The organism is Chryseobacterium lactis (assembly GCF_003815875.1).
Taxonomy (GTDB): Bacteria; Bacteroidota; Bacteroidia; order Flavobacteriales; family Weeksellaceae; genus Chryseobacterium; species Chryseobacterium lactis.
The window spans coordinates 5409066-5435569 of sequence record NZ_CP033924.1 but is presented as its reverse complement, the minus strand read 5'-3'; the positions used below and the strand labels follow the sequence as shown (position 1 = coordinate 5435569).

23 protein-coding genes are annotated in these 26504 nt (G+C 36.1%); 18 read left to right on the top strand and 5 right to left on the bottom strand.

What is annotated here, in order from left to right; genetic code table 11:
• Positions 1 to 7 precede the first annotated feature (7 nt).
• The 7 genes from EG342_RS24215 to EG342_RS24185 all read left to right on the top strand — a co-directional run bounded on the left by EG342_RS24215 (position 8) and on the right by EG342_RS24185 (position 6773).
• Complete coding sequence (locus EG342_RS24215; protein WP_103293223.1) at positions 8 to 2803, top strand: OmpA family protein; 2796 nt, start codon at positions 8 to 10, stop codon at positions 2801 to 2803.
• Position 2804: 1 nt separating this feature from the next.
• A complete protein-coding gene (locus tag EG342_RS24210; protein WP_123868176.1) occupies positions 2805 to 3410 on the top strand; it encodes a hypothetical protein in 606 nt (201 codons plus the stop codon).
• A 4-nt stretch (positions 3411 to 3414) separates the two neighbouring features.
• On the top strand, positions 3415 to 4128 hold the full coding sequence (locus EG342_RS24205; protein ID WP_123868175.1) for a hypothetical protein: 714 nt from the start codon (positions 3415 to 3417) through the stop codon (positions 4126 to 4128).
• Positions 4129 to 4187: 59 nt separating this feature from the next.
• Entirely contained in the window at positions 4188 to 4955 is a 768-nt protein-coding gene (locus EG342_RS24200) for a hypothetical protein (RefSeq protein WP_103293220.1), read from the top strand.
• Between the two features lie 114 nt (positions 4956 to 5069).
• Positions 5070 to 5852, top strand: a complete 783-nt coding sequence (locus EG342_RS24195; protein WP_103293219.1) for a hypothetical protein — start codon at positions 5070 to 5072, stop codon at positions 5850 to 5852.
• Positions 5852 to 6412: a LemA family protein gene (locus EG342_RS24190; RefSeq protein ID WP_103293218.1), complete on the top strand. Its 561-nt coding sequence runs from the start codon at positions 5852 to 5854 to the stop codon at positions 6410 to 6412. The genes EG342_RS24195 and EG342_RS24190 overlap by 1 nt, the downstream gene beginning before the upstream one ends.
• Entirely contained in the window at positions 6393 to 6773 is a 381-nt protein-coding gene (locus tag EG342_RS24185) for a hypothetical protein (protein ID WP_123868174.1), read from the top strand. Before EG342_RS24190 ends, EG342_RS24185 begins: the two co-directional genes overlap by 20 nt.
• Positions 6774 to 6954: 181 nt before the next feature.
• On the opposite strand, the gene EG342_RS24180 is transcribed toward EG342_RS24185, so the two are convergent.
• The 3 genes from EG342_RS24180 to EG342_RS24170 form a co-directional block, all read right to left on the bottom strand.
• The gene (locus EG342_RS24180) at positions 6955 to 8493 is read right to left on the bottom strand and encodes an endonuclease (RefSeq protein ID WP_103293216.1); all 1539 of its coding nucleotides are present in this window, start codon (positions 8491 to 8493) and stop codon (positions 6955 to 6957) included.
• Between the two features lie 504 nt (positions 8494 to 8997).
• The gene (locus EG342_RS24175) at positions 8998 to 9525 is read right to left on the bottom strand and encodes a DUF4136 domain-containing protein (protein ID WP_103293215.1); all 528 of its coding nucleotides are present in this window, start codon (positions 9523 to 9525) and stop codon (positions 8998 to 9000) included.
• 5 nt (positions 9526 to 9530) lie between these two features.
• Positions 9531 to 9710, bottom strand: coding sequence for a DUF5522 domain-containing protein (locus EG342_RS24170; RefSeq protein ID WP_089737355.1), 180 nt, complete (start codon positions 9708 to 9710; stop codon positions 9531 to 9533).
• Positions 9711 to 9749: 39 nt separating this feature from the next.
• Between EG342_RS24170 and EG342_RS24165 the strand changes: the two genes are divergently transcribed.
• From EG342_RS24165 to EG342_RS24125, 9 genes are all read left to right on the top strand, one after another.
• Positions 9750 to 10076 carry a hypothetical protein gene (locus tag EG342_RS24165; protein ID WP_103293214.1) on the top strand — a complete coding sequence of 109 codons (327 nt, stop codon included), beginning with the start codon at positions 9750 to 9752 and terminating at the stop codon, positions 10074 to 10076.
• Positions 10077 to 10727: 651 nt separating this feature from the next.
• Positions 10728 to 11636, top strand: coding sequence for a 1-aminocyclopropane-1-carboxylate deaminase/D-cysteine desulfhydrase (locus tag EG342_RS24160; protein ID WP_103293213.1), 909 nt, complete (start codon positions 10728 to 10730; stop codon positions 11634 to 11636).
• A gap of 15 nt (positions 11637 to 11651) precedes the next feature.
• Positions 11652 to 12710: a glucosaminidase domain-containing protein gene (locus EG342_RS24155; protein WP_103293212.1), complete on the top strand. Its 1059-nt coding sequence runs from the start codon at positions 11652 to 11654 to the stop codon at positions 12708 to 12710.
• A gap of 28 nt (positions 12711 to 12738) precedes the next feature.
• On the top strand, positions 12739 to 13698 hold the full coding sequence (locus tag EG342_RS24150) for a hypothetical protein (protein WP_123868173.1): 960 nt from the start codon (positions 12739 to 12741) through the stop codon (positions 13696 to 13698).
• Positions 13699 to 13715: 17 nt separating this feature from the next.
• Entirely contained in the window at positions 13716 to 15005 is a 1290-nt protein-coding gene (hemL, locus tag EG342_RS24145) for a glutamate-1-semialdehyde 2,1-aminomutase (protein WP_103293210.1), read from the top strand.
• Between the two features lie 293 nt (positions 15006 to 15298).
• Positions 15299 to 16633: an amidohydrolase gene (locus EG342_RS24140; RefSeq protein WP_103293209.1), complete on the top strand. Its 1335-nt coding sequence runs from the start codon at positions 15299 to 15301 to the stop codon at positions 16631 to 16633.
• 21 nt (positions 16634 to 16654) lie between these two features.
• Entirely contained in the window at positions 16655 to 17323 is a 669-nt protein-coding gene (locus EG342_RS24135; RefSeq protein ID WP_103293208.1) for an ankyrin repeat domain-containing protein, read from the top strand.
• 267 nt (positions 17324 to 17590) lie between these two features.
• The gene (locus EG342_RS24130; protein ID WP_103293207.1) at positions 17591 to 18436 is read left to right on the top strand and encodes a helix-turn-helix domain-containing protein; all 846 of its coding nucleotides are present in this window, start codon (positions 17591 to 17593) and stop codon (positions 18434 to 18436) included.
• Between the two features lie 80 nt (positions 18437 to 18516).
• Positions 18517 to 19755: an amidohydrolase gene (locus EG342_RS24125; protein WP_103293206.1), complete on the top strand. Its 1239-nt coding sequence runs from the start codon at positions 18517 to 18519 to the stop codon at positions 19753 to 19755.
• Positions 19756 to 20174: 419 nt separating this feature from the next.
• Here EG342_RS24125 and EG342_RS24120 read toward each other — a convergent pair whose 3' ends face one another.
• Both EG342_RS24120 and EG342_RS24115 read right to left on the bottom strand, forming a co-directional pair.
• Positions 20175 to 21584: a hypothetical protein gene (locus EG342_RS24120; protein ID WP_103293205.1), complete on the bottom strand. Its 1410-nt coding sequence runs from the start codon at positions 21582 to 21584 to the stop codon at positions 20175 to 20177.
• Between the two features lie 38 nt (positions 21585 to 21622).
• Positions 21623 to 24412: a TonB-dependent receptor domain-containing protein gene (locus EG342_RS24115; RefSeq protein WP_103293204.1), complete on the bottom strand. Its 2790-nt coding sequence runs from the start codon at positions 24410 to 24412 to the stop codon at positions 21623 to 21625.
• A 325-nt stretch (positions 24413 to 24737) separates the two neighbouring features.
• Between EG342_RS24115 and EG342_RS24110 the strand changes: the two genes are divergently transcribed.
• Complete coding sequence (locus EG342_RS24110) at positions 24738 to 25412, top strand: response regulator (protein WP_103293203.1); 675 nt, start codon at positions 24738 to 24740, stop codon at positions 25410 to 25412.
• 48 nt (positions 25413 to 25460) lie between these two features.
• On the top strand, positions 25461 to 26492 hold the full coding sequence (locus EG342_RS24105) for a sensor histidine kinase (RefSeq protein WP_103293202.1): 1032 nt from the start codon (positions 25461 to 25463) through the stop codon (positions 26490 to 26492).
• The last annotated feature ends 12 nt before the right edge of the window (positions 26493 to 26504 follow it).

Below are 26504 nucleotides of genomic sequence, written 5' to 3'. Positions count from 1 at the left end.
TGATTGTATGGCAAACAAAGGAATAAAGAAAATAGATATTGCTCCAAGAGCAGACAATGCAAAAATTATAGTCAATAGTGGGGATTTCATTGGGGTAGAGCCAGGAAAGCCCATACGCTTTACCGTTTCTGAATGGTATCCCGGAACTCCGGAGGCCGATAAGAAAAAAGAAGTTGTATGGATCAGGCAGAAATCTTCAAGAAAAACAGTCATAGAGCAGTTGAGAAGACCGGCAGGCTATGTGTTTGAATATAAGTTCACCAAAAAAGAATGTGGAATTCTTTCCTACTATGTGGAAGCAAGTTTAGGAGGTAAACCGGATACCATAAACAAAGTAGGAAAGTATATCTTCGGATTTTGCCCACCCAGAATTGTAGATTCCAGATGGAGTGCAAAGGAAGGAGGACCGGATGTAAGAAAAGATTTCTATTTCAGCTACGGCCATATTATTTATCTTTATTTAGGTACCGAAGGATTAAATGGTAAAAAAGATCTTAGGGTAGAAATCTACAGAAGAATAAGATATGGCGGCGGATCAAAGGATGATCTTTTATTAAGAACCATAGATGATGTAGAAGTAAATGACGGGGAAATTAACCTGATGGTTCAGAATACGTCTCAATGGAAAAGCACCATCAAAGACATCAAGAACATTGAGGAATTATATGTAAAAGTAAAAGATACCAAATCAGGAAAATACATTGTAGATGACAACAATGATGACATCCATGCCCGTTTTTTAAGAATAAGGAATGAGCTGGTGGCTCAGGCTCCCAAGCAACCTCAGAATGTAGTGCCTACCAAAGTGTACATGCCGGATAAAAATATCGAAAGATATGAGCCATGTAAATTTGAAATGATCAATATCACCGATATCACTTTTGATAAAAAAGGGGAGGTGAAAACACCCATTACCATTTTCGATAACGGAAAAGGAGTTAAAAATACGGCTGCAAAGGAAACAATCCATTCTACCATCTTCTACGAATTCAACTCTGCAATTATTGAAGGTGATGGAGAAACAAAATTGAATAATATCCTTCGTTTTTTATTAGAACACCAGCATTCCACAATTACTGTAGACGGATATGCCTGTGTAATCGGTAAAATGGAGTACAATAAAACCTTATCCCAAAAAAGATCTGACATTGTAAAGAAATTCTTTACAGACGGCGGATTAGATCCCAAGCGAATCAAATCACTGGGAAAAGGAGAAGTAAATGCCACCGATGATAAAAAAGGAGCTGATAACATTAAATATAAAGACGAAAAAGACTACAAGAACAACCGTAGGGTAGATATTTATTTTGATTATTTCCCACACGATGCCAATACGATCATTTACCACACCATAGGTCCCACTGCTACTACCAAAAGAAATGTTACCATTGAAGTGACAGACTTTGACACTAAGGCCTGTTTCAGAAATAAGGCACTTCATGCCAGGGAAATAAGACTGGTGGATATAGGTCAGGTCATTGATGCGGGAGATAAAGAAAGAAAATTTGCTCCACCATCTTTTAATTATCAGGTATATTCCGATTTATCCAGATTCAATGCGCTTCCGTTACAGTATATCTGGCCGGAATGGACAACCCCAAACAAAATTCATTTGCATGCTCACAGCTGTAGATTTTATAGCAATACAAGCAAAACAACAGCTTTAATCAACGTTTTTCCCGATATCAAATGGGATTTTCATTTCTTTCTGAATTTAAGCAATGAACTGAGTGTTAAATGGCAAAACCTGACTCCGAAAAAACACCAGGAGATGCAAAGCAAAGCCGGAAAAATTGGAAATGAAAAAAGCAATAAGAATACGGCTGTAGATTTTGGAGTAACCATGGAAGCCAATTGGGACAGAGTGGGCAATGATAAATATAACGGTCATTTTGATGCCACTTTTAAGTTCGAAGATAAAATTAAATGGTTTTACAAGGTATTCAGCTCATTGAAAGAGTTTTCAAAAGGTGTAACAGACCAGACCAAAGGAAAGATCAGAAAGAATAGTTTTACCAGCAAACTTCCTTTAACCATAGAAATGAAACCACCCAATTTCTGCTTCGGCGGAGAATGGCAATTGGAAAGAGGACAAAAAAATAGAAAGCCGCTTCCAACCATTGGAACCGCCATGGAATTATATTTTAAAGCAGATCCTATTATTGGTATCGATATCACAGTAGATCTTCTGGACATGTTGATACAGGCCGGAGTAGGAGTGGTGAGTGGAGGAACAGCCAATCTTGCAGCCAAGCAGGTTCTGAACGAGGTGAGAGCATGGCTGGCCGATGATGATCATCCGATTACTTTAAATATGTACATGGATTTAAAAGTTTTCGGAAAAATTTCAGGGCAGACCAAACTGAATTTTAATACCAATTCCGATGCAGGCGGAGGAGACGGGAAGTTAACAACCAAAATTGGTATTGAATTGGATGCAGGTATTGAAGTAAAGGCAAAATTCGTTGTCATTATTGCAGAAGCCTATGCTGAAGGAAAGCTGAAAGCTACCGGAAAAGCCTCTGCTACATTTGGCCAGAGTTTAGTCTATGATCAGAAAAGTAGTACGCAAAAAACCTTATATTACAGACCGGAAGTGAAATTCGACGGTTTGATAGCCACGGTTGTCGTAAAAGCCAGTGTCGGATTGTATATCAAAAAAGGAATTTTGAAAAGTGACAGAAAAATAGATCTGGTTGACTTTGATAAAACCTATGAGATACTTCCCGAATTTGATGTGATTAAAAAACTGGAAAAATATACAGGTATATCTGCACAGATACCATTCATTCAAGAAGGATAATATGAAAAAGATAATACTGATAAGCACAATAATGTTATGTAATAGCTGCATTTCCCAATCAAAAACGGACTTGTCTGATCTGAAAGTGGGAATCATTAATGAGTCGGTCATTAAAAATGCAACCAGGCAAATTGATCTTGAACAGACCACCGGATATCCATATTACAACACCTATAAAGTTGATCAGTATCAATATGGGGACATCCGTTTTTTAGTGGATTACCCTAAAGAAAAAAAGTTTCTGAAAAGTGAGATCGGGTTTTTAGTCAACAATCAAAATGACAATCTGCTTCAGGGATATTATATCGTTACCAAAAATGTCAAGGAAAGTGATGTTTTGATGATGGCTCTTAAGAAAAAGTATGGCGAACCAAAAGTCATCTCTCTGGCTACTGATGCCTGGCCTTATTCCGGATATTACTGGAAAAATACTAAAGATGGTTTTGATATTTTATTAGAACAGGTCAGCAACAAATTGGCTACCGATCAGAAAGAAATGAAAGGTTTTGAAACCAATCTGTATTTTGTGAAATCAGGAATACATTACGGAAATATGGAAGATAGGGAAACTGTTTTACAAAGCTTTATAACCAGCCATGAACAATAAGAATATGAAAAATTTGAAATACGTATTAATACCAATCATCTGTATGGGACTTGGATCATGTAACCAGCAGGAAAAGAAAAAAGGTGAATCTCAGATGGAGTCCCGAAACGATACCCAGACCGGACCTTTTAATCTCGCTTCTCTTAAAGTAGGACAAAATATTAATGATATTTTAAAATCAGGAGGCATTACGACAAAAGATACTGTTCATTGCGATGATGTGACTCTGATCGGAAACGAAAGGTTGGCCTTCACTTCAGAAAAAATGTTACATTTTAACGGAATAAGTTTAGACGGGAAAAACAGTAAAAATACCAATAAAGTCTTGTTGCATTTCGGTAAGGTGGATCAGGAAATAGGTCCACTGGCCAATGAAAAAGAAGACGAATTAGGGATGTATCAGCTGGATATTTATACTGAAAAAGAAAATAAGGCACTCTTTGAAAATTTAAACCAAACCTTTCAAAAGCCCGTTTTTACTACTATTCATGAAAGCTTAGAGTCTGAAGTTAAAGACAATGAGATTATCCAGACACCCAATAAATTCAAACAGGAAGTCGCCATCTGGAAAGAAAATGGGTTGATTTATTACTACTGTGAAACCCAGATAGATAATAAACCCGATGAATACAGATGCAATCTTTTTGTTTTTAAAGATAAAGAATGGAAAGATTTGTTGAAAGGAGCCGGATATCCGGATCTTGACAAAATTTCTTAGTTAAAATAATATCGTATTCAAATTAAAAAATAGTTTAGAAAAACCTATTAAAACTCCCTATGCAGCAGCCTTATTATGTAATTGACTTCAGTGCGTCAGCATGTATGTTTGAAATCAGAATCAACGATTATCCGGTTATCCATATGAATGCTACCCACCAGGTTTCAACAATGGTTCCGATCAATTATGCTATTCTGGAAAAAGGAAAACAAAAGATTACAGCTTCTATTTTGCCTGTAGTAGGGCAAACGGAAATAGATCAGCAAGCGGAACTTCGATTCAATATAAAACTTTTTGATGTTGTCAATAATTTTGTATTTGATAAACAATTTGGAGAATATCAGTCTAAACCTGTAGAAGATAAAAAACTTCCCGTTATCCGGTATGAAAGTTCATTTGAGGCTGAGGTTCCATACACGTTGAATGCATGGCAGAACGGAACCGATCTTAAAGACGTTAAAGATTGCAGAGAAAAACTGAAACTGGTCTATGATAAAATTATTAAGCTCATTCAGGACGGAAAATATGATGAGTATAAACGACTTATTGCCGGAAGAGAAGGGAATATGGCTCAATCCATGTATTTATCCGGTCAGGAATCTGAAGGCAGATTTAAAGAATTACTCAAAGAATTCGAAGGAATGAAAGTTCAGCCACTTCCTGCTGATGCCATAATGATGCAGTATGCAGATAACAAGGTAGCTGTTTTAAAAAGACTCAACGGAGATGCCGCATTGTATCTGCTGGATCCCAAAACCGGAGAAGAACTGATGCTGGATATTACTTTCTATATCCCGAAAGGGAAAACTGATTTTGAGATTATTTAATTTTTAATAAACATATTATAAAAGGCTGGTATCATTCGAAAAAGAATAATGCCGGCCTTTTTAAAATAAAATGTATTTTTGAAATAGCAACAACCGGGAATCACAAAAAATAAAATGGAGAACAATAAAAAAAAGTCATTTGCAGGCTATATTATCGTAGGGATTATACTGCTCTGTTTCCTCTATTTTATTCTATGGCTAATTTTTAAAGAGAAAATGCCTTTTCATCAATATGCCTATGAAATAGCCAATAACTACGATGCCTATGCAGAAAAAGCATTAATTGTCCTTCCTTTGGTGTTTTTTGTTTTCATTTTTTTTACTGTAATGAGGCCAACTCCCGCTAAACGCTTTTTACGGTTACAGGCATCGCTTCCTACTTCAAAAATAAAATCATTGGCCAAAGGGCTTGTTGAGATTGAAGGGACACTCATCATGAAAACGCCTTTATCTTCCCCTGTAGATCATGAGACATGCATCGGATATTACTATACCATTGAGGATATTGACAGAGATTCGGATGGTAAAGAGTCTTATACAACAGTTCACAGAGAAACCCAATGCAATTCTTTTCAGATCAGAGATGAGACAGGAATCATAGAAGTGGAGCCGGAAGGAATTGAATTTGTTCTGTTGGGAGAAACCAATATAAGCAGCAACAACAGCAAAAGATACACAGAAACGCTTCTGAAAGACGGTCAAAAAATGCTCCTGGTAGGATATGCAGATTCTAAAAATGCAGTATCTTTTATCAGAAAAGATGATCACTATAAAGTGTTGGGGATCACCTCCTCATCAGGAATAACGGTGTGGAACAAATACCAGCCGTTATTGAGGTCATTTCTGTTTACCTGCTCTGCCATTCTATTAATAATCATTTATATACTTATACAATAATGAATCAGACTGTAGCCATCATATTACTCATTCTTCTCGCAGTAGTCATTATCAGCTTTTTGATCAATCTCTACAATAAATTGGTAATGCTTAAATTCAATGTTGAAAAAGCCTACGGCAATATCGATGTCGTTTTGAAACAAAGGGCAGATGAAATTCCTAACCTGGTTAACGTGGCAAAACACTTTATGAATTTTGAAGAAAACCTGCTCGCACGTCTTACCGAATTAAGAACTTCTTATAATACAACCACTGATTCAGATAAAAAAACGGCACTGGCAAATGAGACATCGAAAGCTTTATCATCCTTTTTTGCCGTTTCTGAAAATTATCCGGAATTGAAATCCAGTACTAACTTTCTGGAATTACAAAAAAGAATCTCTGAAATTGAAAATAAAATAGCGGACAGGAGAGAGTTTTTTAATGACAGTGTCAATCTTTACAATATCGGAATTCACGAATTTCCTAATGTTATTCTGGCGGGGATGCTGGGATATAAAGACAAGACCTTATTAGAAATAACAAGTAGTGAGAAACAATATGATGGAGTTCAGTTTTAATACTTTTTTCGGACTTGAAAGAGAAATGGCGGAACATCCGGAGATGGTTATTTTCGGAGCACTCTTATTCCCGCTGGTCGCCATGTTTCCTATTGCTTTGATAGGATGGATTTTTCGAAAGCTTAAGCTGAATATGTATCTCATTCATGCACTGCTTTATACTTTAATGTTTACCTTCTTATTAGGAGTTCTGACCATTTTTATTCTTTATTTTATCACAGACAAAAATGCAGTGAAGCTCATTTATTGCTGGCTCGCTGTTTTCACAGGAATGTTCTTTTTCAGCCTGATAAATACCAACACCATCACCAAAATGTTCACCGATTGGTCAAAAATTATTAAAGAAAAAGAGGGAAAGTGAGTTGAAAATGGATGTAGCCTGTGCGTGTCCAAAGTCGGATTGTTCATTCATCTTTGTTCCTTTACAACTTAGGATATTTATCACAAACTTTGCATCAAAAATTCCCTTAGAGATAAAAGCTTTAGCCAAAAAAAGCTGACCTCAAAAACAGAGGCCAGCCTTTATATGAAGTATTTTCTTATTATTTAACTAAAAACTGCATTGTAGTATTATCCAGTTTTAAAATATAAACTCCCTGACCAAGATTCTGAGTTCGGATTGAATTTCCATTTCTAAAAGGTTGATCAATAGTTTGCATTACTTTCCCCTGTAAATTATAGATCTCCGCCTTTTTAACATTTTGAAGATCTCCTTTTACAACAATTTCCTGATTAGTAATTGGATTTGGAGAGATTTTAAACGTATTTGTGGCCGCTCCTGCAGCTATATTTTGAACCTGTCTTGAAGCAGAACCCGAATAACAGCTCCATTTCAAATCATCAATTGCTACTCTGTTGCTTGTCGAATTATTAACAAGACTTACCACTACATTTCCTGAAATATTGATATTATTAATCGTCGTTGTTGCTGCCGTAGTACTGTACGGAATCGTTCCAACACTGGTACCGTTTACTTTCACGTCAAAAGTACCATTGCTACCAGAAAACTTAAGCTGAGTTGTTATCGTTAAAGAACCAATACCATTTGCGGAGCTTCCTGATGTTAAAGAACCGTTTCTTACAGTAATAGCTCTGGTATTGATAGTTTGATCCGTTCTTGCATCAGTAGCCGTCCACGAGATCCCGCTGTTACTCCATGATCTGGTAGTATAAGAAGCATTGTCTGCCGGAATTGTTTCAAAAGCTTCATTTACACATCCTGTTCCGGGATTAGTGGGATTGGTAGGTGTTGTTGTACCACCGCCAGTATTAGGAGAAGATCCCCATATTTGATTGACATAGCCCGGATTATCAATAAATGGATTTCTATTTCCCTGATAGCTATAAGAAGCATTATTTCTTTTAATCTCTGCCTGAGAAACCGGATCCTGATTATGCCAGGCCAGAAGAACGTTCAGTTCCCATGTCTGTAATCCCGGAAATGCAGAGCTTCCCAGCATATTTCCGGACGAAAATGAAGAAAGTTTACTTTGATATCTGGTGACGAAATAGAAAATCATACGAGCCACATCTCCTTTAAATTCATCAATAGGTTCAAAAACCACCCCGGAATATCCGGATGATGAAGAATTACCAAGCTTGGAACCGTTTTTAGAAGTAAAGGTGGCACTTCCTACCTTGCCGTAAGGATAATTACTTCTCATTCCATTTACTTTTCCGTCTGTTGCTCTTATAAAATTAATATCAGCAACCATCGGTGAAGCCTCACTAAATAAGCTTTGAGGAATTACATGCTCGCGGTTATAGCAATTTCCTTCCGTAGAATAAGTACCACATTGGTTGGTTCCCGGCATATATTTATAAGGATCTGGTCCTCCCGGTTTTTCTGAATAGATATCAAGGATTGAACCGTCATTTTCATAATCTTTATCGATGTCAGTTGTTTTAAAAGCAGTCCATAATCCATTATAGCCTTTGTCCTGATGACCGTTGGTAATAATGGTGCTTAATGCTGTTTTTAAAGCTGCACCGCTTAATCCGTTAGCAGCATTGTAGTACCCTGCAGGAGCCTGAGCATTGGCTAGCCCCGCAAAGAAAGTGAATAAAATAATTTTTTTCATATTAATATAATTTCAAACAAGAATACTATATTTTTATGAATAAAAAATTACATTATTGTTAATTTTGAAATGGATTGCATTCAGCTTTTATTGATAAGGATGAAAGGAGCTTTGATCATGCAGAATCAGTGGAACAGTTGTATTTTGAGAAACAATAATATTCAATAGAAACGGACTTTAGTCCGTTTAAATAAATGATAAATCTTCATAGGGCTTTAGCCAAAACCTGAAATTTCAATATAAATAACACAAATAATTTTCACGAATTTCACAATTATAAATGTTGTAATTTCATTTGGGGTTACTTATAAATATTTGCTTGGCTACATGAATAGAAATGGGCTTTAGCCCATTTAAATAATAGAAAGCATTCTATCTGGCTTTAGCCAAAACTTATTACATATTTGTTAAGGGCCACGTAAATACCTGATTAAATTTTCAGACAAATAAAAATGCCGGTACACAATTGCACCGGCATCTATATAGTAATAATTGATTTAAATCTTATTTTCTTTGTGGCGGATAATTTTTCATGATCTCAGCCATGATTTCCGGAATCTGTCTCTGTTTCGCTTTTGGTGAATCCACAGAAACTCCGCTTCCTATTCCTTGCCAAACCAGTTTATTGGTTTTGGAATCGATAAGGTCAACGATTAATGCTCCCTCATTGTAATTGCTCGTCCATGTTCTGTTCATACCAACTCCCCATCCGAACGGGCCACCCCATCCCCACATTCCGTAAGGTGATGTTGTATTGATATCCGTAATTTTTTTGTGATTAGCTTTTACGTTGACAATAAGATCAGGGTTTTCTCCGGACTGAAGTCCTTTGGTCTGAAGCTGTCTGGAAAGCTCATTCAAAACTCTGTCTTTATCAATATCATTCAATTTTAGGTCATCGATTCTTATTTTATATGTTTTATAAGAATTGAAATTGGCAGTTTCAGCATAATCTGAACGTACCTGAAAAGGGCTACAAGAAGTTAATCCCAATGTAGCTGCTGCCAACAAAATAAAAATATATTTTTTCATTTTATTTATTTTTTTTTGTCAATTTTAATGAATGTATCAGTCTTTTTATCGTACCCGTAAGGACAGTGTCTGCAACCACTTTTACAGCAGTATCCCCTTTTCAGATGGAACTTTTCTGTAAAAACTTTGTATCCCTGTTCATTATAGTAAAAGTCTTCACCTTCTTTGATGTCATAATGGGCCATAAGTTAAAAGCTAGTCAAAAAACTTTTTATATTTGTTATATGATAATTGTATGCCAAAAGCCATTAAAGAAATTAAAAATTAACGGCATTGCTCTCTTTCCCTTTATCTTCATTAGGAAACCCGAAGATAAGGAAAATAAAATACTTATCAATCACGAAAAAATCCATTTGCGACAGCAGTTGGAAATGCTTATTATTTTCTTCTACATTTTCTATGTCATCGAATATTATTACTGGGTTTTTAAACTGAAAGATGGATATCTCGCCTACAAAAGAATTTCATTTGAAAGAGAAGCCTATGCCAACGAACATAACCTGAATTATCTTAAAAAAAGAAGATTCTGGAATTTCCGGAAATACCTCTGAAACCCAAAATTTAAACACAAATAGCACAAATTATTTTCACGAATTTCACAATTATAAATGTTGCAATTTCATTTGAGGTTACATATAAATATTTGCTTGGCTACATGAATAGAAATGGGCTTTAGCCCATTTAAATAAAAGAAAGCATTCTATCTGGCTTCAGCCAAAACCTGAAATTTAAACACCAATAACACAAACAATTTTCACGAATTTCACAATTATAAATGTTGCAATCTCATTTGGGGTTACATATAAATATTTGCTTGGCTACATGAATAGAAATGGGCTTTAGCCCATTTAAATAAAAGAAAGCATTCTATCTGGCTTCAGCCAAAACCTGAAATTTAAATATAAATAACACAAATTATTTCCACGAATTTCACAATTATAAATATTGCAATTTCATTTGAGGTTACATATAAATATCTGCTTGGCTACATCAATAGAAATGGGCTTTAGCCCATTTAAATAAAAAATTTAAACACCAATAATTTCCACAAATTTCATAATTATTATACGGGTTAATTTATATTATCGGTAGTTAAAAAATTATAAAATAGTATAAAAAAACTCTCTCATTGTTTACGATATCTTTAACCAACAAATCTTTTGCTACTTTTGCAATAATAATATGAGCAGCTAAAGACCACAATGCTATTAAAACTCCCGACAGAAACTATTCCGATCCAGGAAATATCTATTGATAAAAATATAAAACTCTTTATTAAAAGAGAGGATCTGATTCACCCTCAGATTTCAGGAAACAAATACTGGAAATTGTTTTTTAATGTTAATCATTATCTGGATAACAAGCCTGAGAATCCTTATATTATTACTTTTGGAGGGGCATTTTCAAATCATATTGCAGCCGTTTCTGCTGTAGGAAATTTAGCAGGTATTCCAACATTGGGAATTATCAGAGGGGAAGAGTTGCAGAACAAATGGCGTGATAACCCGACCTTGCTTTTTGCCAAAAGAAATGGAATGAACCTGAAATTTGTCACCCGGGAAGAATACCGTCATAAAGAAAAACTGACCGAATTTTTGTCTGTGGAGTTTCCTGATGCACTGGTCATACCTGAAGGGGGAACTAATGAAGACGCTGTAGCAGGCGTAAAAATGATGCTCAATGAGCAAACAAAAGATTTTGACTATCTTTGCACCGCAGTTGGAACTGGAGGTACCATTGCCGGAATTTCAAAATTTTGTGAAGACAATCAGAAAGTTATAGGATGTAAAGTCGTTGACGATGCTTCACTGGAAAATAAAATATTTGAATTAACTTCGAAAAAGAATTTTAATCTAATAGATTCAGGATTTGGAGGTTATGGTAAAATAAATGATGAAAATGTCCGTTTTATCAATGATTTCAAAGAGAAATATGATATTCCTCTGGAACCGATTTATACAGGAAAAATGATGCAGAAGGTTTTTGAACTGATTGAAGAAGATTATTTTCCTGAAAACAGCAGGGTTTTATGCTTTCATACTGGGGGATTACAGGGGATTGAGGGAGCTAATCTGCTTTTAGAAAAACAGAATAGAAATTTAATTATATAAGTAAAATTGAAAAACATGAAAAGACTTTTCCTATCCATAAGCCTTTTAGTTTTATCAAAATTTTCTGCCCAAACCTGGGCAACCGAAGATCAGTATATTCAAAAGTTTGCTAAATATGCAGTAGAAGAAATGGAAAAATACAAAATTCCGGCTTCTATTACGTTGGCTCAGGGACTTTTGGAAACCGGCGGCGGACAAAGCAGATTGGCGCTTGAAGGTAAAAATCACTTCGGAATAAAATGTAAGGAAGACTGGACCGGTAAAACCATGAAGCATACAGATGATGCTCCTAATGAGTGTTTCCGGGTATATGAAGATCCAAGACAATCGTACGAAGATCACTCCATATTTTTATCTACAAGAAAATATTATGCAAACCTTTTCAATCTGGATATGAAAGATTACAGAGCGTGGGCGTATGGCTTGAAAAAAGCAGGATACGCAACCAATCCCCGCTATGCTTCAATTCTGATCACTAAAATTGAGAAGTATAAACTATATGAATACGACAATACCAGCTCGAATGAGGTATTGTATGCTGTTCTTAAAATGTACCCTGATCTGAAAGACGACCGATCTTTCATGGCTCAGCTGGAGCCGTCAAAATATGCCAGAAAAGCAAAAGAGCCAGTTACCGTGGAAGTTCCTTATAAGCAAACTTCTTACGCACAACAGCAGAAAAGGGTAGAGAGAATCAAAACCAAGGCGGAGATTCTTAATTCAATTCTTATCAAAAGCCATCCGAATGACGGTCTGAAATATATTGTAATCCCTGAAGATACTAATGTACAGTTCATTGCCAACAAATTTAAAGTCAGCGAAAGCAGACTTAAAAAATGGAATGAATTGGAAAATGATGCTTTAAAGAAAAACGATATTGTTTTCCTTGAATCCAAAAATTCTTCAGGAAATACAGCAACCTATAAAGCAGAGTCAGGTGAAGATATGCATGACATCGCTCAGAAATTCGGAATCAAATTACATAAATTATACGCCAAAAACAGAATGGATGAAGGGCAGCAACCATCCACAGGGCAGCTGATTTATTTAATTGATAAAAAACCACGAAACTAATACAATCTGAATGATGAAAATATTGAATATGAACACTAGATATCTGTTGATATTTTTGGTATTCATATCATGTAAAATATTTTCTCAGGAACAAAATTATATTCCTTACAGAAAAGGAAAGGTGTGGGGATTGTGTGATGCCGGTAAATTTATTACAGTACAGCCACAGTATAGCAGCATAAGTTGGTATGATGAGTCTGTAAGAGGGTTTCATGCTGAACTAAATGGTAAATTTGGAATCATTGGCCCCAATTCAACACTTGTTATGCCATTTATTTCAGATAAACCAATAGCTGTGGATAACGGTGAATTTTTGGTTTTTGATGGATGGAGTTACTATTATTATTCCATGAAAACAAGAATGCGTCTTGAAAAGCAAATCCAAACTACAGGACCTCCGGTTAATGATAGAGGATGGGTAAGAGGAATAGAACCATTCTATAGAGGAGATATAAAGGAAATCGTATTAAGCTGGGAAGATCTTAGTGATGAAGATATTGAAATGTTGAAGCCCTACAATAATGACCAATATGAGCTTAATTTTAAAAGAGATTTTATAGAAATAGGAGCTGGTGATACATATATTGGAATTTACATTCCTCAACTTAAGAAAATATTTTTAAACACGCCTGAGTTGGCGCATATAGGATGGAAGTATTATGGGGGAATTCCTTATATTTATACAATGGATACTTCGAATTTAATGGGACTCGTAGATGCATATTCCCGCGAGGTATATCCTAATAAATATCATGAAATTACTTTGGTAGATGTCGATCAGTTGATATATCTTTCAGAGCCTGATCCAAAGAATCACAATAATTTAATTTTTAAAACAATTCTTCCCAGTAATAGAGTATTAAACGGACGTTTTGAAAGTGCAATGGTAATTTTCAAAAATGGCCAGCCTTTTCAGTTATACTATACGATGATTAATGGGCAGAAAAATTATGCAGGAGAAGATGGAACCCTTTATTTTGAGGGTTAAATAATAAAAAATAGAAAATGAAATATCAAAGAAGTTCGGCTTTATTTGATGAAGCCTACAAATACATTCCGGGAGGAGTAAACTCTCCGGTACGAGCATTCAAATCAGTGGGAGGTGTTCCCGTTTTCATGAAATCAGCAAAAGGGGCTTACCTTACCGATGCGGATGATAATACCTATATCGATTACATCAATTCATGGGGACCTGCTATTTTAGGACATACTCATCCTGAAGTACTGGAAGATTTGAAACTACAGGCAGAGAAAGGATTCTCTTTCGGTGCTCCTACAGAACTGGAAACAGAAATTGCCAAATTTATTGTCGAAAACGTTCCGAATATCGACCAGATCAGAATGGTTTCTTCAGGAACGGAAGCTTGTATGAGCGCAATCAGACTGGCAAGAGGATATACGAAAAGAGATAAAATTGTAAAATTTGAAGGTTGTTATCACGGACATTCAGATTCATTCCTGATCAAAGCGGGAAGTGGTGCCGCGACTTTTGGAAATCCAAATTCTCCGGGAGTTACAGCAGGTACGGCTAAAGATACTTTGCTGGCTCGTTATAACGATTTTGAACAAGTAGAAGATTTGTTCCGTCATAATCCGGGTGAGATTGCAGCTGTTATTATTGAACCTGTTGCCGGAAATATGGGGTGTGTATTGCCTGAAAATAATTTCCTTCAGAATTTAAGAAGAATCTGTGATGAAAATGGGGCTTTATTAATTTTTGATGAAGTAATGACCGGTTTCAGATTAGCTTTCGGAGGAGCACAGGAACTTTTCAACGTTAAAGCTGACCTTGTAACCTACGGAAAAGTAATCGGAGGTGGACTTCCAGTAGGAGCTTTTGCAGGTAGAAATGAAATTATGGATCATCTGGCTCCAAAAGGTGGAGTATATCAGGCGGGAACGTTGAGTGGAAATCCACTAGCAATGAGAGCAGGATTGAAAACCCTTCAGTTGATTAAAAATGATCCTGAATTTTTCAACAGATTAGCCAAAACAACTGAAACTTTAGATTTTGGAATTGGAAAAATCTTAAACGAAAAAGGAATTGCCCACAGAATCAACAGAAAAGGTTCAATGATGTCTGTATTCTTTCACATCAACAGAGTGTCTAACTTTGATGAAGCACAGGAAGCCAATCATTCATTGTTCAACAACTTCTTTCACCAAATGTTACAAAACGGAGTTTATCTTCCACCAAGTGGCTATGAAACGTATTTCATCAGTGATGCAATCAAGGATAAAGAAATTGATATGACACTGGAAGCAGTAAGAAAATTTGAATATTCTAATAAATAATAAATGAGACCGGATTTTAGATCCAGTCTTTTTTTTGATGTTGCTTAGCTTGATAAATAACAATATCGGTGAAAGAATATTCAATAGAAATGGGCTTTAGCCCATTGGCAAAGAAATAAGGATTCCATTGGCTTTAGCCCAAACGTATAAAAATATTTGCCGGTAAAATAGTTGATCAAATAATAAATCATATAATTTAGACTATAAACAAGCATAAATCATACAGATTTTGTAATAAACCATACACTTTTGTCATAACACTTCTTTTTAATTTTGTCATAAATAGATTGGAAATGAAGACTTCAGACAATAATATATCCCGCAAAAGCTTTATAAGAAATTCAGCATTGGCAATGGCAGGATTAACTTTACTCCCTAATATCATGACAGCATCTCCATTTTTTGATGAAAAAAATATTTCGGCAAAAGGAAAATTAAGCCTTAAAAACGTTCGTCTTGAAACAGGATTTGAATACCAGGATGGGGAAGTTGCTTCAACGAAAACCGATCTCTTTTATATTGAAATTGAAAACGGAAAAATTACCAGGATAGCTCCTAATCAACCTAATTCCAAAGCTATAGATGCTAAAGGTCTGTTGATGCTTCCCGCATTTAAAGACATGCACATCCATTTAGACAAAACTTTTTATGGTGATAAATGGCAGGCGGTGAGAAAAAGAACGGGCGGCATTAAGGGAATGATTGAGCTGGAACAGAAAATGCTTCCTGAGATGCTCAAAAATTCAACTTTCAAGGCCGAGAAAATGATTGAATTATTGCAGTCAAAAGGAACCTCATTTGCCAGGAGTCATGTGAATATTGAACCTACTTCCAAGCTTCAGTCTTTAAAAAATCTTCAGAAAGCTTTAGACAATAAAAAGAAAGGATTTGGTGCTGAATTGGTTGCTTTTCCTCAGCATGGAGTATTTTACACAGATTCTGCACCTTATTTGAAAGAGGCAGCAGCAATGGATATTGATTTTATCGGTGGCGTTGATCCTTTCAACGTTGACGGTAATATTGAAAAAGTAGTAGATTTCACGGTTCAATTGGCATTGGATCACAAAAAAGGAATTGATATCCATTTGCATGAAACCGGTGATTCTGGATTGAAAACAGTAGAATATCTTATCAATAAAGTGAATGAAAATCCTTCCTTAAAAGGAAAAACATATTTAAGTCACTGTTTTATTTTAGCCAAATTAGAAGCAGCAAAACAGGAAGAAGTAGCTGAAAAGTTGGCTGAAGCACAGATAGGAATTGTTTCCACGATCCCATTCGGAAGACTGGTGATGCCGATTCCAACCCTATATAAGCATAATGTAACTGTGCTTACAGGAAATGACAGTATTGTCGACCACTGGAATACTTTCGGAACGGGAAGTGTACTTCAGAAAGCCAATCTAATGGCACAGTTGTACGGCTATTCAACAGAGTTTTTATTATCGAGAAGCTTAAAACTGGCAACTGTCAATGTTCTTCCGCTGGATGATAAAGGAACTCAACAATGGCCGAAGACAGGAGATCAGGCAGATTTTGTATTGTTAAACGCAAGCTGTTCTGCAGAAGCTGTATCAAGGATTTCGGAGGTAGAATCGTTGGTATACCAGGGAAATGTGGTTTTTTAAAATAACCAAATACGCTCAGCTATGAAAACCTTAATATTTCTATTGGTATTTGGCAGTTTGAGTGCCTGTGAAATGAAACATAATGACCATTCAAAAGAAAATGTTATGGCTCAGAAAAGTATTGTAGATTTTGTGAAAGCTAATGATATTACAGCCGTAAAATCGGCTTTAAATAATGGGGCAGATGTTAATACCACTGACAAAAGAGGACGTTCTCTATTGCTGCTGGCAACCATAGAAAAGCAGATGGAGATGGCAAAACTTCTGGTTTCCTATAAAGCAGATGTTAACCTTCAGGATAATCAATTAGACAGTCCGTTTTTGTATGCCGGAGCAACCGGGCAAACCGAATTGGTTGCATTGTTTCTCGAAAACGGAGCTCGTTTTGATGTGTTCAACAGATATAACGGCACAGCTTTGATTCCCGCCTGTGAGCGCGGGCATGTAGAAACAGTGAAAGTTTTGGTTAAAACAAAAGGTTTCCCAATCAACCATGTGAATCGATTGGGTTGGACGGCTTTAATGGAAGCGGTTATTCTGGGAAATGGAAGCGGGAAATATCAGGAGATTGTTCAGATTTTAAAAGATCATGGAGCAGATCTCAATATTCCGGATCATTCCGGGAAAACTCCTTTGCAACACGCAGAGTCGTTAGGATTTAAAGAAATTATAAGGATATTAAAGCCTTAGAATAAAGTATTGGTAAGCCAAAATATTCGTAGCCTTGTCAAGGTTTTAAACCTTGACAAGGCTGTGAAATCTACGAATCAAATATTTTTTATTGCTTTTTTAATCTCAAAAATAATTTTTAACAGATTATTCTCTGTTATTGATATACGCTTAGATATATAATTGAGTTGGTGCTTAACCACAAAAGATCCATCATTTGTTTCTTTTGTGGTTATTTTAATTTTTTCTCCCGGGAATTTTATTAATTTTAAAAGAAATTAAGGTAGCGTGAGTTATCATACAGATCATTTTCCCATTTTAGGAATTCAGGAGTTCAGTGAGAATCAGCTCAAGGGCTGTAATCTTCTGTTTAATGAACTCTACGGGGCACGTTCCATCGATGAGCCTCATAAACACGATTTTTTTATCATCAACCTTTTTGAACACGGTGTAGGATCCCACACGATTGATTTTACAGAATATCAGGTACAAGATTATCAGATTCATCTCGTTTTTCCGGATCAGGTGCATCAATGGGTGATTGAAAAAGAAACCATAGGTTATCAGCTGATGATCAGCAGAGATTGGTTTGAAAGCTTTTTGCCTTCGTTGAGATTTTCGGCTTCCTATTATCACAATCATCCCGTTATTAACCTTTCTAAAGAGGCTTTTGAAACATTCAGGTATGAATTTAAAGCCATTCAGAAAGTATTGAATGAAGAAAAAATCTTCTGGGAACTTATTCAGAAAAGAAGTGAATTGATTGGCCTGTTAGTGAGCAAGTGTATGGAAGGTGCTTTTAAAGACTTTGAAATGTACCATTCAAATCCGATTATTTCCAAATTTCTACACTTGATTGATGAGCATTTCAAAACGGAAAGATCAGTTTCTTTCTATGCAGATAAGCTTAATATTTCGGCAAACTATCTCAATATTGTTTGTAAAAAAAATCTTAATTCTTCAGCTTCATCGTTGATTCAGGATCGTATTTTATTAGAAGCCAAGCGTCTTTTAAAAGTCTCGGAAATGTCAGTGAAAGATATTGTTTATGATCTCGGATTTTATGATCACGCCAGTTTTTCCAAATTTTTTAAGGCACAAACCGGTATGACGCCTTCTCAGTTTAAAGAATAATTCATACAAAACAAGACATAATTGATACACCTGTTTTACCTTGAAACAGATGTAATTTTGTATTGTTAAAATTTTAAAACATGCAATTTCCATATCAGTTAAAAGCAAAAGGAAAATATTCTCTGAAAAATGTACGCCTGGAAACAGGTTTTGAATATGACAATGAAGAAGTAATCGGAACAAAAACTGCCCTTTTCAGCATTGATATTGAAGATGGAAAAATAAAATCAGTGCTGGCAAATAATCCTGCTTCTGATGCCATTGATGCTAAAGGTTATCTGATGCTTCCAGCCTTCAGGGATATGCACATTCACCTTGATAAAACATTGTATGGACTTCCCTGGCAAGCCCTTTCGCCAAAAAGGAAAACGGTGAAAGATATGATCACTTATGAGCAGAAGATTATTCCCGAGTTGCTGAAAACGTCGGTGGATAGGGCAGAACAGCTGATCAGTCTCCAACAACATTACGGAACTCATTTTGCAAGAACTCACTTTAATATTGACCCCACTTCCGGATTAAAATCTCTTGAACATCTTGAACAAGCTCTTGAAAACAAAAGAGATTCTTTTAAAGCCGAGTTGGTAGCTTTTCCGCAGCATGGAGTGTATTATACCGAGTCAGCGCCGTTGATGAAAGAGGCTGCACAATTGAAAAGTGTAGGCTTTATTGGTGGCCTTGATCCGTTCAGTATTGACGGAAGTATTGAAAAAGTAATGGATTTTACCGTACAACTTGCTTTGGATCATGGTAAAGGAATAGATATTCACTTACATGAAGTAGGAGATTCCGGAATGAAAACCATCAATTACCTCATCGATAAAACCATTGAAAATCCAACACTTCAAGGCAAAACATTTGTAAGTCATGCTTTTGCTTTAGGTCATCTTTCGTCAAAAGAAACAGAACAAATTGCTGAAAGACTAGCAGAAGGTAAAGTAGGAATTGCCTCTTCTGTTCCTTTCAAAGGAACCATAATGCCTATTCCGACATTGAAAAAATACGGAGTAGAGGTATTGATAGGAAATGATAATGTTCAGGATTACTGGAGTACATTCGGATCAGGAAATATGTTGCAGAAAGCTAATCTCATTGCTGAATTGTATGGATATGCTACAGAACTTGCTTTGTCAAGAGCACTGCAGTTTGCAACGCAAAGCATTCTTCCATTGGATGAAAAAGGAAAACAGCAGTGGCCGAAAGCCGGTGATGAAGCAGCAATCATCCTTACAGATGCTTCATGCTCTGCAGAAGCCGTTTCAAGAATCTCGAAAATAGAAGCCCTGATGAATGACGGGAACCTGTTTTGGAGAAGTTAAATAAAAGTATATATATTTTTTATACACTTGTTTTTTGTAATCGGCCATTGGAGTTTTCTGGTGGCCTTTTTTATGAGTAATGAGTAATGAATGATGAATGATGAATGATGAATGATGAATGATGAATGATGAATGATGAATGATATAGTGGTTAAGCATCAAAGTCTGCACTACAATATCAATAGGAGTGGGCTTTAGCCCGCTCAAATATAAAAAATCAGATACCATTGGATTTAGCCGAAACTTACAGAAAAAATAGCCTTTTTTGTTCTTAACATTGATCCGCGGGATTTCCCAATATTAACATCTCTTAACTTTATACTTCCCCGAAATCTGCAAGATGACATAAATGCATTAAAAAAGCCTCTGGAAAATATCTCCAAAGGCTTTCTATTTAAAATTAATCTAACTACTGTATTTTATAAATTATAGTTTGTCCAACCTGCATACCAAGTATCATTAGCATCAGCTACTGCACCTCTGTATGTTACCGGTTTGAACCAAGAAGTTAATTTAGCATTTGTAAATGTTCCTCCTGTTAATAATGGTGAGCCTGCTGCTGGAGCGAAGTTTGGAGTAGTTCCTGCCGGAGCCCAAGCACCTGCAAGTTTTACATCAGCTGTAGAAGCAAGAATCGTATTTCCTTTAGCATTAAACCATGTGGTAAGATCGGCTAATGTATAACTTGTTGGAGACGATGTAGAAGCTCCGAATTTTAAAGGAGTTGTGTTTCCAGCAAGGATATTGTTTTCAAAGAATAATTTATTACCAACAATATTATTGTCTGTTGGAGTTCCTTTAGTGGCATCAATGAATAAACCAACCGGGAATCCTGTGAATGCAGAGTTGAATACAGAGATTGAAGAATTTCTTCTGATCTGTAAAGCATTCTGGAATAGTGAGTTGATTGAACCCGGAGCAGAAGAATTGATTGGCCCGATGATCGTCATGTTAGAGAATGTTGCTGATGTCTGAGGCGTTAAAGAAGAACCGTTAGCATCATTATCAGATTCAAATGCGTTAGAACCGGAAACGTCAGCTACCTGAGAATCTCTTACCGCGATACCAAACTGGATATTTCCTGAGAAACCGTTGTCTGTATCGAAATCATCATCAAGACCTTTGTATGAAATAAGGTGAGAACAGTTTACCGTTCCTCCGAACCACTCAAAACTATCATCATTAGCGTAAGCAACTTCTACGTAATCTACCGTTGTACCGTTACCAACACCTCCGAACGTTAATCCGTTGATCTCTTTATCCGGTAAGAAAGCATATCCTGCGTATTCAATTCTTACATATTTTAGGATACCGCTGTTGTCAGCTGCATTAGTACCTCCGTAAAGACCAAGTCCCTCAGAGTTGTTGATACCTCCTTCAATTTCTCCAACTCCGTTTTGTCCACCAAAAGATGCGTTGGTAGGTGCATTACCTAAAATTACAACACCCGCCCAGTCTCCTCTTTTCGGACTTGGTTTTTCTGAAGTGAAGATAATTGGGTTCGCAGCAGTACCTTCTGCCATGATTTTACTTCCCTTGGTAATGATCAAAGCACCATTTTTATCAGCCTCACCTACAATTTTTGTACCTGGCTCTATCGTTAAGGTTGCTCCGTTTGTTACATATACTAGTCCTCTCAGCTTATATATTTTATTAGCTTTAAGGGTAAGATTAGATGTGATTTTTCCTGAAAGAATAAGGTTTTCAGTCTCTCCGTTTCCGTTACCTCCACCTTGAACGATGGTTGGCCCATCTTCCTCTATATTTCTACATGCGGTAGTGGATACTAGAGCGCCAAGCATTAAAGAATATAAAACGAACTTTTTCATGTTATAAAGAATTAAATTATTTTTATTAGATTATATTGTTAAAAATTGTATCCCAGTGTTAAACTGATATTGGTTCCTGTTACTCTTTCTATAGCAAGAGCATCTTTGTTGTCGTATTTACCGTTGTCATTAAGATCATGATAGAATTTTGCACGACGGTTCAGGATGTCAGAAATATTAAGTTTGATTTCTCCTTTTTTGTTCCAGATTTTTTTAGCTACCTGGAAATCTAAAAGAGGTCTTGGAGCTTCCCAGATTGGTGGAACCTGATCATTTCCTACATAAAGAATTCTTCTTCCAATCATGTTGAAAAGAACAGTAGAAGACCATCCTGATTTTTCAGCATCATACTGAAGACTTAGGTTGATCGTGTAAGGAGACTGCCCCTGCATCGGTCTGTCGATTTTGGTAGCCTCATCCGTTACTCTGTTCTTGATGTAAGCGAAGTTTCCACCCAATGTAAAGTTTCTAAGTGCACTTACAAAATCAAGTTTTTTTCTGAATTCAGCTTCAATTCCGTAAGCATCAGCCTTATCTACGTTAAGGTAGTTGAAGGTATTACTCGTTCCTACCCCTGATTGATTGAAATATAACTCGATTGGTTTTTTGAAGTTTTTATAGAAACCTGCTACGGAAATGATCTCTCCGTTTCTTGGATAAAATTCCCAACGAAGGTCAGCACTTGTAATTTTAGTTCTTTCAATAGACTTGTTACCGATGACAGTAGCTCCCAAATCAAAATCATAATATGCTAAAGGAGAAACCTCTCTGAACTCAGGTCTTACAACAGTTTGTGAACCGGCAAGACGAATATTCATTTTTGGATTTACCTTGAAAGTCAGGTTAAGTGCAGGTAAGAAGTCTGTGACACGGGTATTTACAAAACGGTCATCACTTCTTTTTGTGCTTCCTACCAACTGGTCAAAGTTCTCAACTCTTAATCCCCAGATGGCTCTTAACCAAGGTGTGAAGTTGTTGTCAAACTGTAAATATCCTGCATTAAGGATGGTGTTGGCAATATATCGGTATTGGTTTCCGGCAATTTCATCAAAAGTAAATCTACCATCAGTACCAAAATTCTCTGGATTGAAAATCGTTTCGAAAGGTTGAGAAAGTAATCCCTGGTTAGATCTTTCAAGTCGTACTGAGAATGGTCTTGAATTGTAAACCCTGTCTTTTACCTGGAATAAATATCCTCCTTTGATCGTCTGCTTTTGTCCGAATAAAGTAAATGTTTTAGAGATATCTCCACCTGCATTATAAAGATAATCGCTTAGTGTAGAATAGAAAACACTTCCTGACTTCTGAGAAAGTCCATTAGAGATCAACGCTAAATAAGGACTTCCCGGTTGGTCAGTATATTGATTGTACTGTAAACGCTGTAATAAAGGAATATACTGATCTAGGATTCCGAAACTTCCGTACCAGTTTACAGTAAATCCTCCAAGAGCGTCTATTTTATGAGTACCGGTAAGGGTAGAATTATAGAACGTGGTCTGCTTGAATCCTATTTCCCTTGCGATAATATTGGTTCCGTTAATCGGATCGAATTCAAAATCTTTTCCTGTTCTGAAAGACATATGGTTCACCGTATTGTTGGTGATGATGTTCTTCAGGGAAATTTTGTTGTTGCTGTTAAGCTTTAAAGAAAGGTTCAACATCCCTCCCAGAATAACATCATTGCTGTATTTTTCAGTAAAATAATCAAAGTTGGTATCGGCAAGTTGGTTGTTGATGGTAAAGAAACGGTTGGTAGATTCAGTTCTTCTTTTACTGTTGCTGTAATTTAAAACGGCAATCACTCCCAAATCTTTTCCGAAAACTTTGGTATTGAAACCTCCGTCCAGCTGTAAACTGATGTTCTCAGGATAACCAACACTATTATAACCAAGATTTTTTGTGTATCCTTTACCGATTTCTGTTTTCTGAGCCTCGGTCAAAATACTGAAAGCATTTTTTGCAGGCATATTGGTTGGTAGCTTTCTGGTTCCATCATCAATTCCTACAAAATCCCATTTTCCACCTTTTTGCATGAAGAATTCCTGGCCCATGGTTGCTGTATTTCCTCCTACACCAACTTGTACATTAAAGAAATCTTTATTAGGAATATCTTTCGTATTCACCTGGATTAATCCACCTGCCCATTCACCGGTATATTCAGGAATGAAGGTCTTGTTGATGACAAGCGTTTCGATAACGTTGGCTGGGAAAAGGTCGAAAGAGAAAGTCTTTCTGTCAGGCTCAGTACTTGATAACTGAATACCATTCAACATAGCCTGATTATAACGGTCTGACAGACCTCTCACTACAATATATTTTCCGTCAAATAAACTTACCCCTGAAACTCTTTTCAGAACTTCGCCTGTGTTTCTGTCCGGACTTCTTTTGATGGCTTCAACTCCGATAACCTGAGAAACTACTCCGGCATTTTTTTGTAATCCGATGGTAGAGGCTATGGTTTCTTTTCTGGCGTTTGATCTGATCACAACTCCCTCAATTTCCTTTTCTTTGGCAGATGGTTTGTCAAGAACGATATCAAGGTGAGTATTGCCATCGTTTTTTACAATAACCTCACTGATCTCTTTTCTGTTGTATCCGTTGGAGCTTACCGTTATGATATAGTTGGTACCGGGTGAAAGGTTGATAGAGTAGTATCCGGAAATGTCAGTCGTTACTTCCTGATCATTTACTTTTACTTTTACTCCTTCTATAGGGGTGTTATCTTTCTCGTCCAATACCCTACCTTCCAAAATCTGGCTCTGTGCAAAAGCATAGCCAGCAGAAAATAAGGCAAGTAGCACAATGCTCTTGTGGAGTTGTTTTTTCATTATTACTTCTTTTACTTCTTTTTCAAGGGCAAAATAAAGGCTAAGTTTTTAAGAAAACTTTAGGAGAATTTTAATTAATTGTGAAGTTTGTATTAATAGATAACTCCTATTTTTCGTTATCAAAAAATGTTTTTTATAATTATATTTTTTTTGTTTATTTCCAATATGGTTTCGTATATTTGATTTTTATGTAAATATTTCTTATTTTTATTGTTGATTTTTGAATTTGAAATAAGAAATTGGTTTTTTAATAATTAGTTAACATAACATAAATAAAGAAGACCGCCGAAAATAAGTACTTTTGTGGGAATTCTTAAACTAGAAGATGAGCAAAAAAATTCTTTTAATAGACGATGAACTGGACATTTTAGAGATTCTGTCTTACAATTTGGAAAAAGAAGGATATGATATCCATACCGCAACAAATGGTAATGAAGGTATAGAAAAAGCAAAGGAAATAATTCCGGACCTAATCCTACTAGATGTAATGATGCCTGAAAAAGATGGTATCGAGACCTGTCAGGAACTTCGTAAAGTGAAAGAACTTCAAAAAACACTTATTGTTTTCCTTTCCGCAAGAAGCGAAGAGTTTTCACAGTTGGCAGGCTTCCAGGCTGGTGCCAATGATTATATCGTAAAACTGATCAAACCGAAAATCCTTATCTCTAAAGTAAATGCATTATTACAGCTGACCTCTCAGGTTTCTGATAATGCTAAGCTGATTGAAATCGGTGATCTTGTCATTGATAAAGATAATTTCAGAGTTTCCAAAAGCGGACAGCAATTTCTCCTTCCTAAAAAAGAATTTGATCTGCTATACCTTTTGGCTTCCAATACTGAAAAAGTTTTCAAGAGAGAAGAGATTCTGGAAAAAGTTTGGGGGAACGATGTAATTGTAGGAGAGAGAACTATTGACGTTCACATCAGAAGGCTTAGAGAAAAACTAGGAATCAATACAATTCAGACATTAAAAGGGATTGGATATAAGCTGATCGTTTAATCATTTAAAAATCCTAACTTTACGTTCAATCATTAAAACTTTGTAAAATTGAAATTTTACAGACTTACCCTCGTTGCCGCTTGTTTATTAACAATGGTAATGCTTTTCTTAGTGGTCGTTTTCGATTCACTGAAAGATATCTATTACGAAACCCCTCTATTCAAGACGGGACTGTTAATATGTGTTTTGCTGATCTTTGCCATCAACTTTGTTGTATTGGAACTTCTTTTCAATTATTACGGAAGGAAGCAGGTGAAAGGCCTTTCCCAAATCCTTCCTCAGGAAATTGTTCAGGACAATGACGAAAATATTACCATCAAACAGCTTGGTGAAAGATTCTCTGATCTGAACCAGCAGCAGGTAACGGAAATCGACATGATGAAGGAAATGGAAAGCTACCGTAAAGAATATATTGGCAATGTTTCCCATGAACTGAAGACTCCTTTATTTTCGATTCAGGGATATGTAGAAACCCTAAGGGACGGTGGTGTAGATAACCTTACCATTCGTGATAAATACTTGGAAAGAATTGATCAGTCTGTTGAAAGGCTTATCGCCATTGTTACAGATCTTGATATGATCAATAGATTGGAAGCAGGAGAAATCAACCTTACTGTTTCAAAATTTGATGTGAATCTCCTCATTGAAGAAATTTTTGATCTGCTTGATCTTGAGGCTGAGAAACGAAATACTACCTTACAGATTCAAACCCTTCATCCACAGATTTTTGTAGAAGCAGATAAACAGAAGATTTCTCAGGTTTTCATCAACCTCATCTCCAACGCGATTCATTATGCCAACAGACAGGAAGCTAAAGTGATTGTAAAAACCAGTGTTTTAAAAAATAAAGTGCTGATTGAGGTCATAGACAACGGAATGGGAATCAAATCTGAATTGCTCCCAAGAATTTTTGAAAGATTCTACCGCGTAGAAACCAGCAGAAGCAGAAGAGAAGGCGGTTCCGGATTAGGATTGGCCATCGTAAAGCATATCCTTGAAGCTCATAACGAAAACATTACCGTTGAAAGCGTTTACCTTGAAGGGACGAAATTTAGTTTTATGCTTGAAAAAAGCAAATAATCCCGTCAAAAT

What these genes read in the sequence shown, in the direction of transcription:
- EG342_RS24165 (WP_103293214.1), top strand. Translation starts at nt 9,750, where the DNA reads ATGATAATTGTATGCCAAAAGCCATTAAAGAAATTAAAAATTAACGGC.
- EG342_RS24115 (WP_103293204.1), bottom strand. Translation starts at nt 24,412, where the DNA reads ATGAAAAAACAACTCCACAAGAGCATTGTGCTACTTGCCTTATTTTCT.
- EG342_RS24110 (WP_103293203.1), top strand. Translation starts at nt 24,738, where the DNA reads ATGAGCAAAAAAATTCTTTTAATAGACGATGAACTGGACATTTTAGAG.
- EG342_RS24135 (WP_103293208.1), top strand. Translation starts at nt 16,655, where the DNA reads ATGAAAACCTTAATATTTCTATTGGTATTTGGCAGTTTGAGTGCCTGT.
- EG342_RS24125 (WP_103293206.1), top strand. Translation starts at nt 18,517, where the DNA reads ATGCAATTTCCATATCAGTTAAAAGCAAAAGGAAAATATTCTCTGAAA.
- EG342_RS24140 (WP_103293209.1), top strand. Translation starts at nt 15,299, where the DNA reads ATGAAGACTTCAGACAATAATATATCCCGCAAAAGCTTTATAAGAAAT.
- EG342_RS24190 (WP_103293218.1), top strand. Translation starts at nt 5,852, where the DNA reads ATGAATCAGACTGTAGCCATCATATTACTCATTCTTCTCGCAGTAGTC.
- EG342_RS24160 (WP_103293213.1), top strand. Translation starts at nt 10,728, where the DNA reads ATGCTATTAAAACTCCCGACAGAAACTATTCCGATCCAGGAAATATCT.
- EG342_RS24120 (WP_103293205.1), bottom strand. Translation starts at nt 21,584, where the DNA reads ATGAAAAAGTTCGTTTTATATTCTTTAATGCTTGGCGCTCTAGTATCC.
- EG342_RS24180 (WP_103293216.1), bottom strand. Translation starts at nt 8,493, where the DNA reads ATGAAAAAAATTATTTTATTCACTTTCTTTGCGGGGCTAGCCAATGCT.
- EG342_RS24175 (WP_103293215.1), bottom strand. Translation starts at nt 9,525, where the DNA reads ATGAAAAAATATATTTTTATTTTGTTGGCAGCAGCTACATTGGGATTA.
- EG342_RS24155 (WP_103293212.1), top strand. Translation starts at nt 11,652, where the DNA reads ATGAAAAGACTTTTCCTATCCATAAGCCTTTTAGTTTTATCAAAATTT.
- EG342_RS24195 (WP_103293219.1), top strand. Translation starts at nt 5,070, where the DNA reads ATGGAGAACAATAAAAAAAAGTCATTTGCAGGCTATATTATCGTAGGG.
- EG342_RS24170 (WP_089737355.1), bottom strand. Translation starts at nt 9,710, where the DNA reads ATGGCCCATTATGACATCAAAGAAGGTGAAGACTTTTACTATAATGAA.
- EG342_RS24210 (WP_123868176.1), top strand. Translation starts at nt 2,805, where the DNA reads ATGAAAAAGATAATACTGATAAGCACAATAATGTTATGTAATAGCTGC.
- EG342_RS24215 (WP_103293223.1), top strand. Translation starts at nt 8, where the DNA reads ATGGCAAACAAAGGAATAAAGAAAATAGATATTGCTCCAAGAGCAGAC.
- EG342_RS24205 (WP_123868175.1), top strand. Translation starts at nt 3,415, where the DNA reads ATGAAAAATTTGAAATACGTATTAATACCAATCATCTGTATGGGACTT.
- EG342_RS24200 (WP_103293220.1), top strand. Translation starts at nt 4,188, where the DNA reads ATGCAGCAGCCTTATTATGTAATTGACTTCAGTGCGTCAGCATGTATG.
- EG342_RS24150 (WP_123868173.1), top strand. Translation starts at nt 12,739, where the DNA reads ATGAACACTAGATATCTGTTGATATTTTTGGTATTCATATCATGTAAA.
- hemL (WP_103293210.1), top strand. Translation starts at nt 13,716, where the DNA reads ATGAAATATCAAAGAAGTTCGGCTTTATTTGATGAAGCCTACAAATAC.
- EG342_RS24185 (WP_123868174.1), top strand. Translation starts at nt 6,393, where the DNA reads ATGATGGAGTTCAGTTTTAATACTTTTTTCGGACTTGAAAGAGAAATG.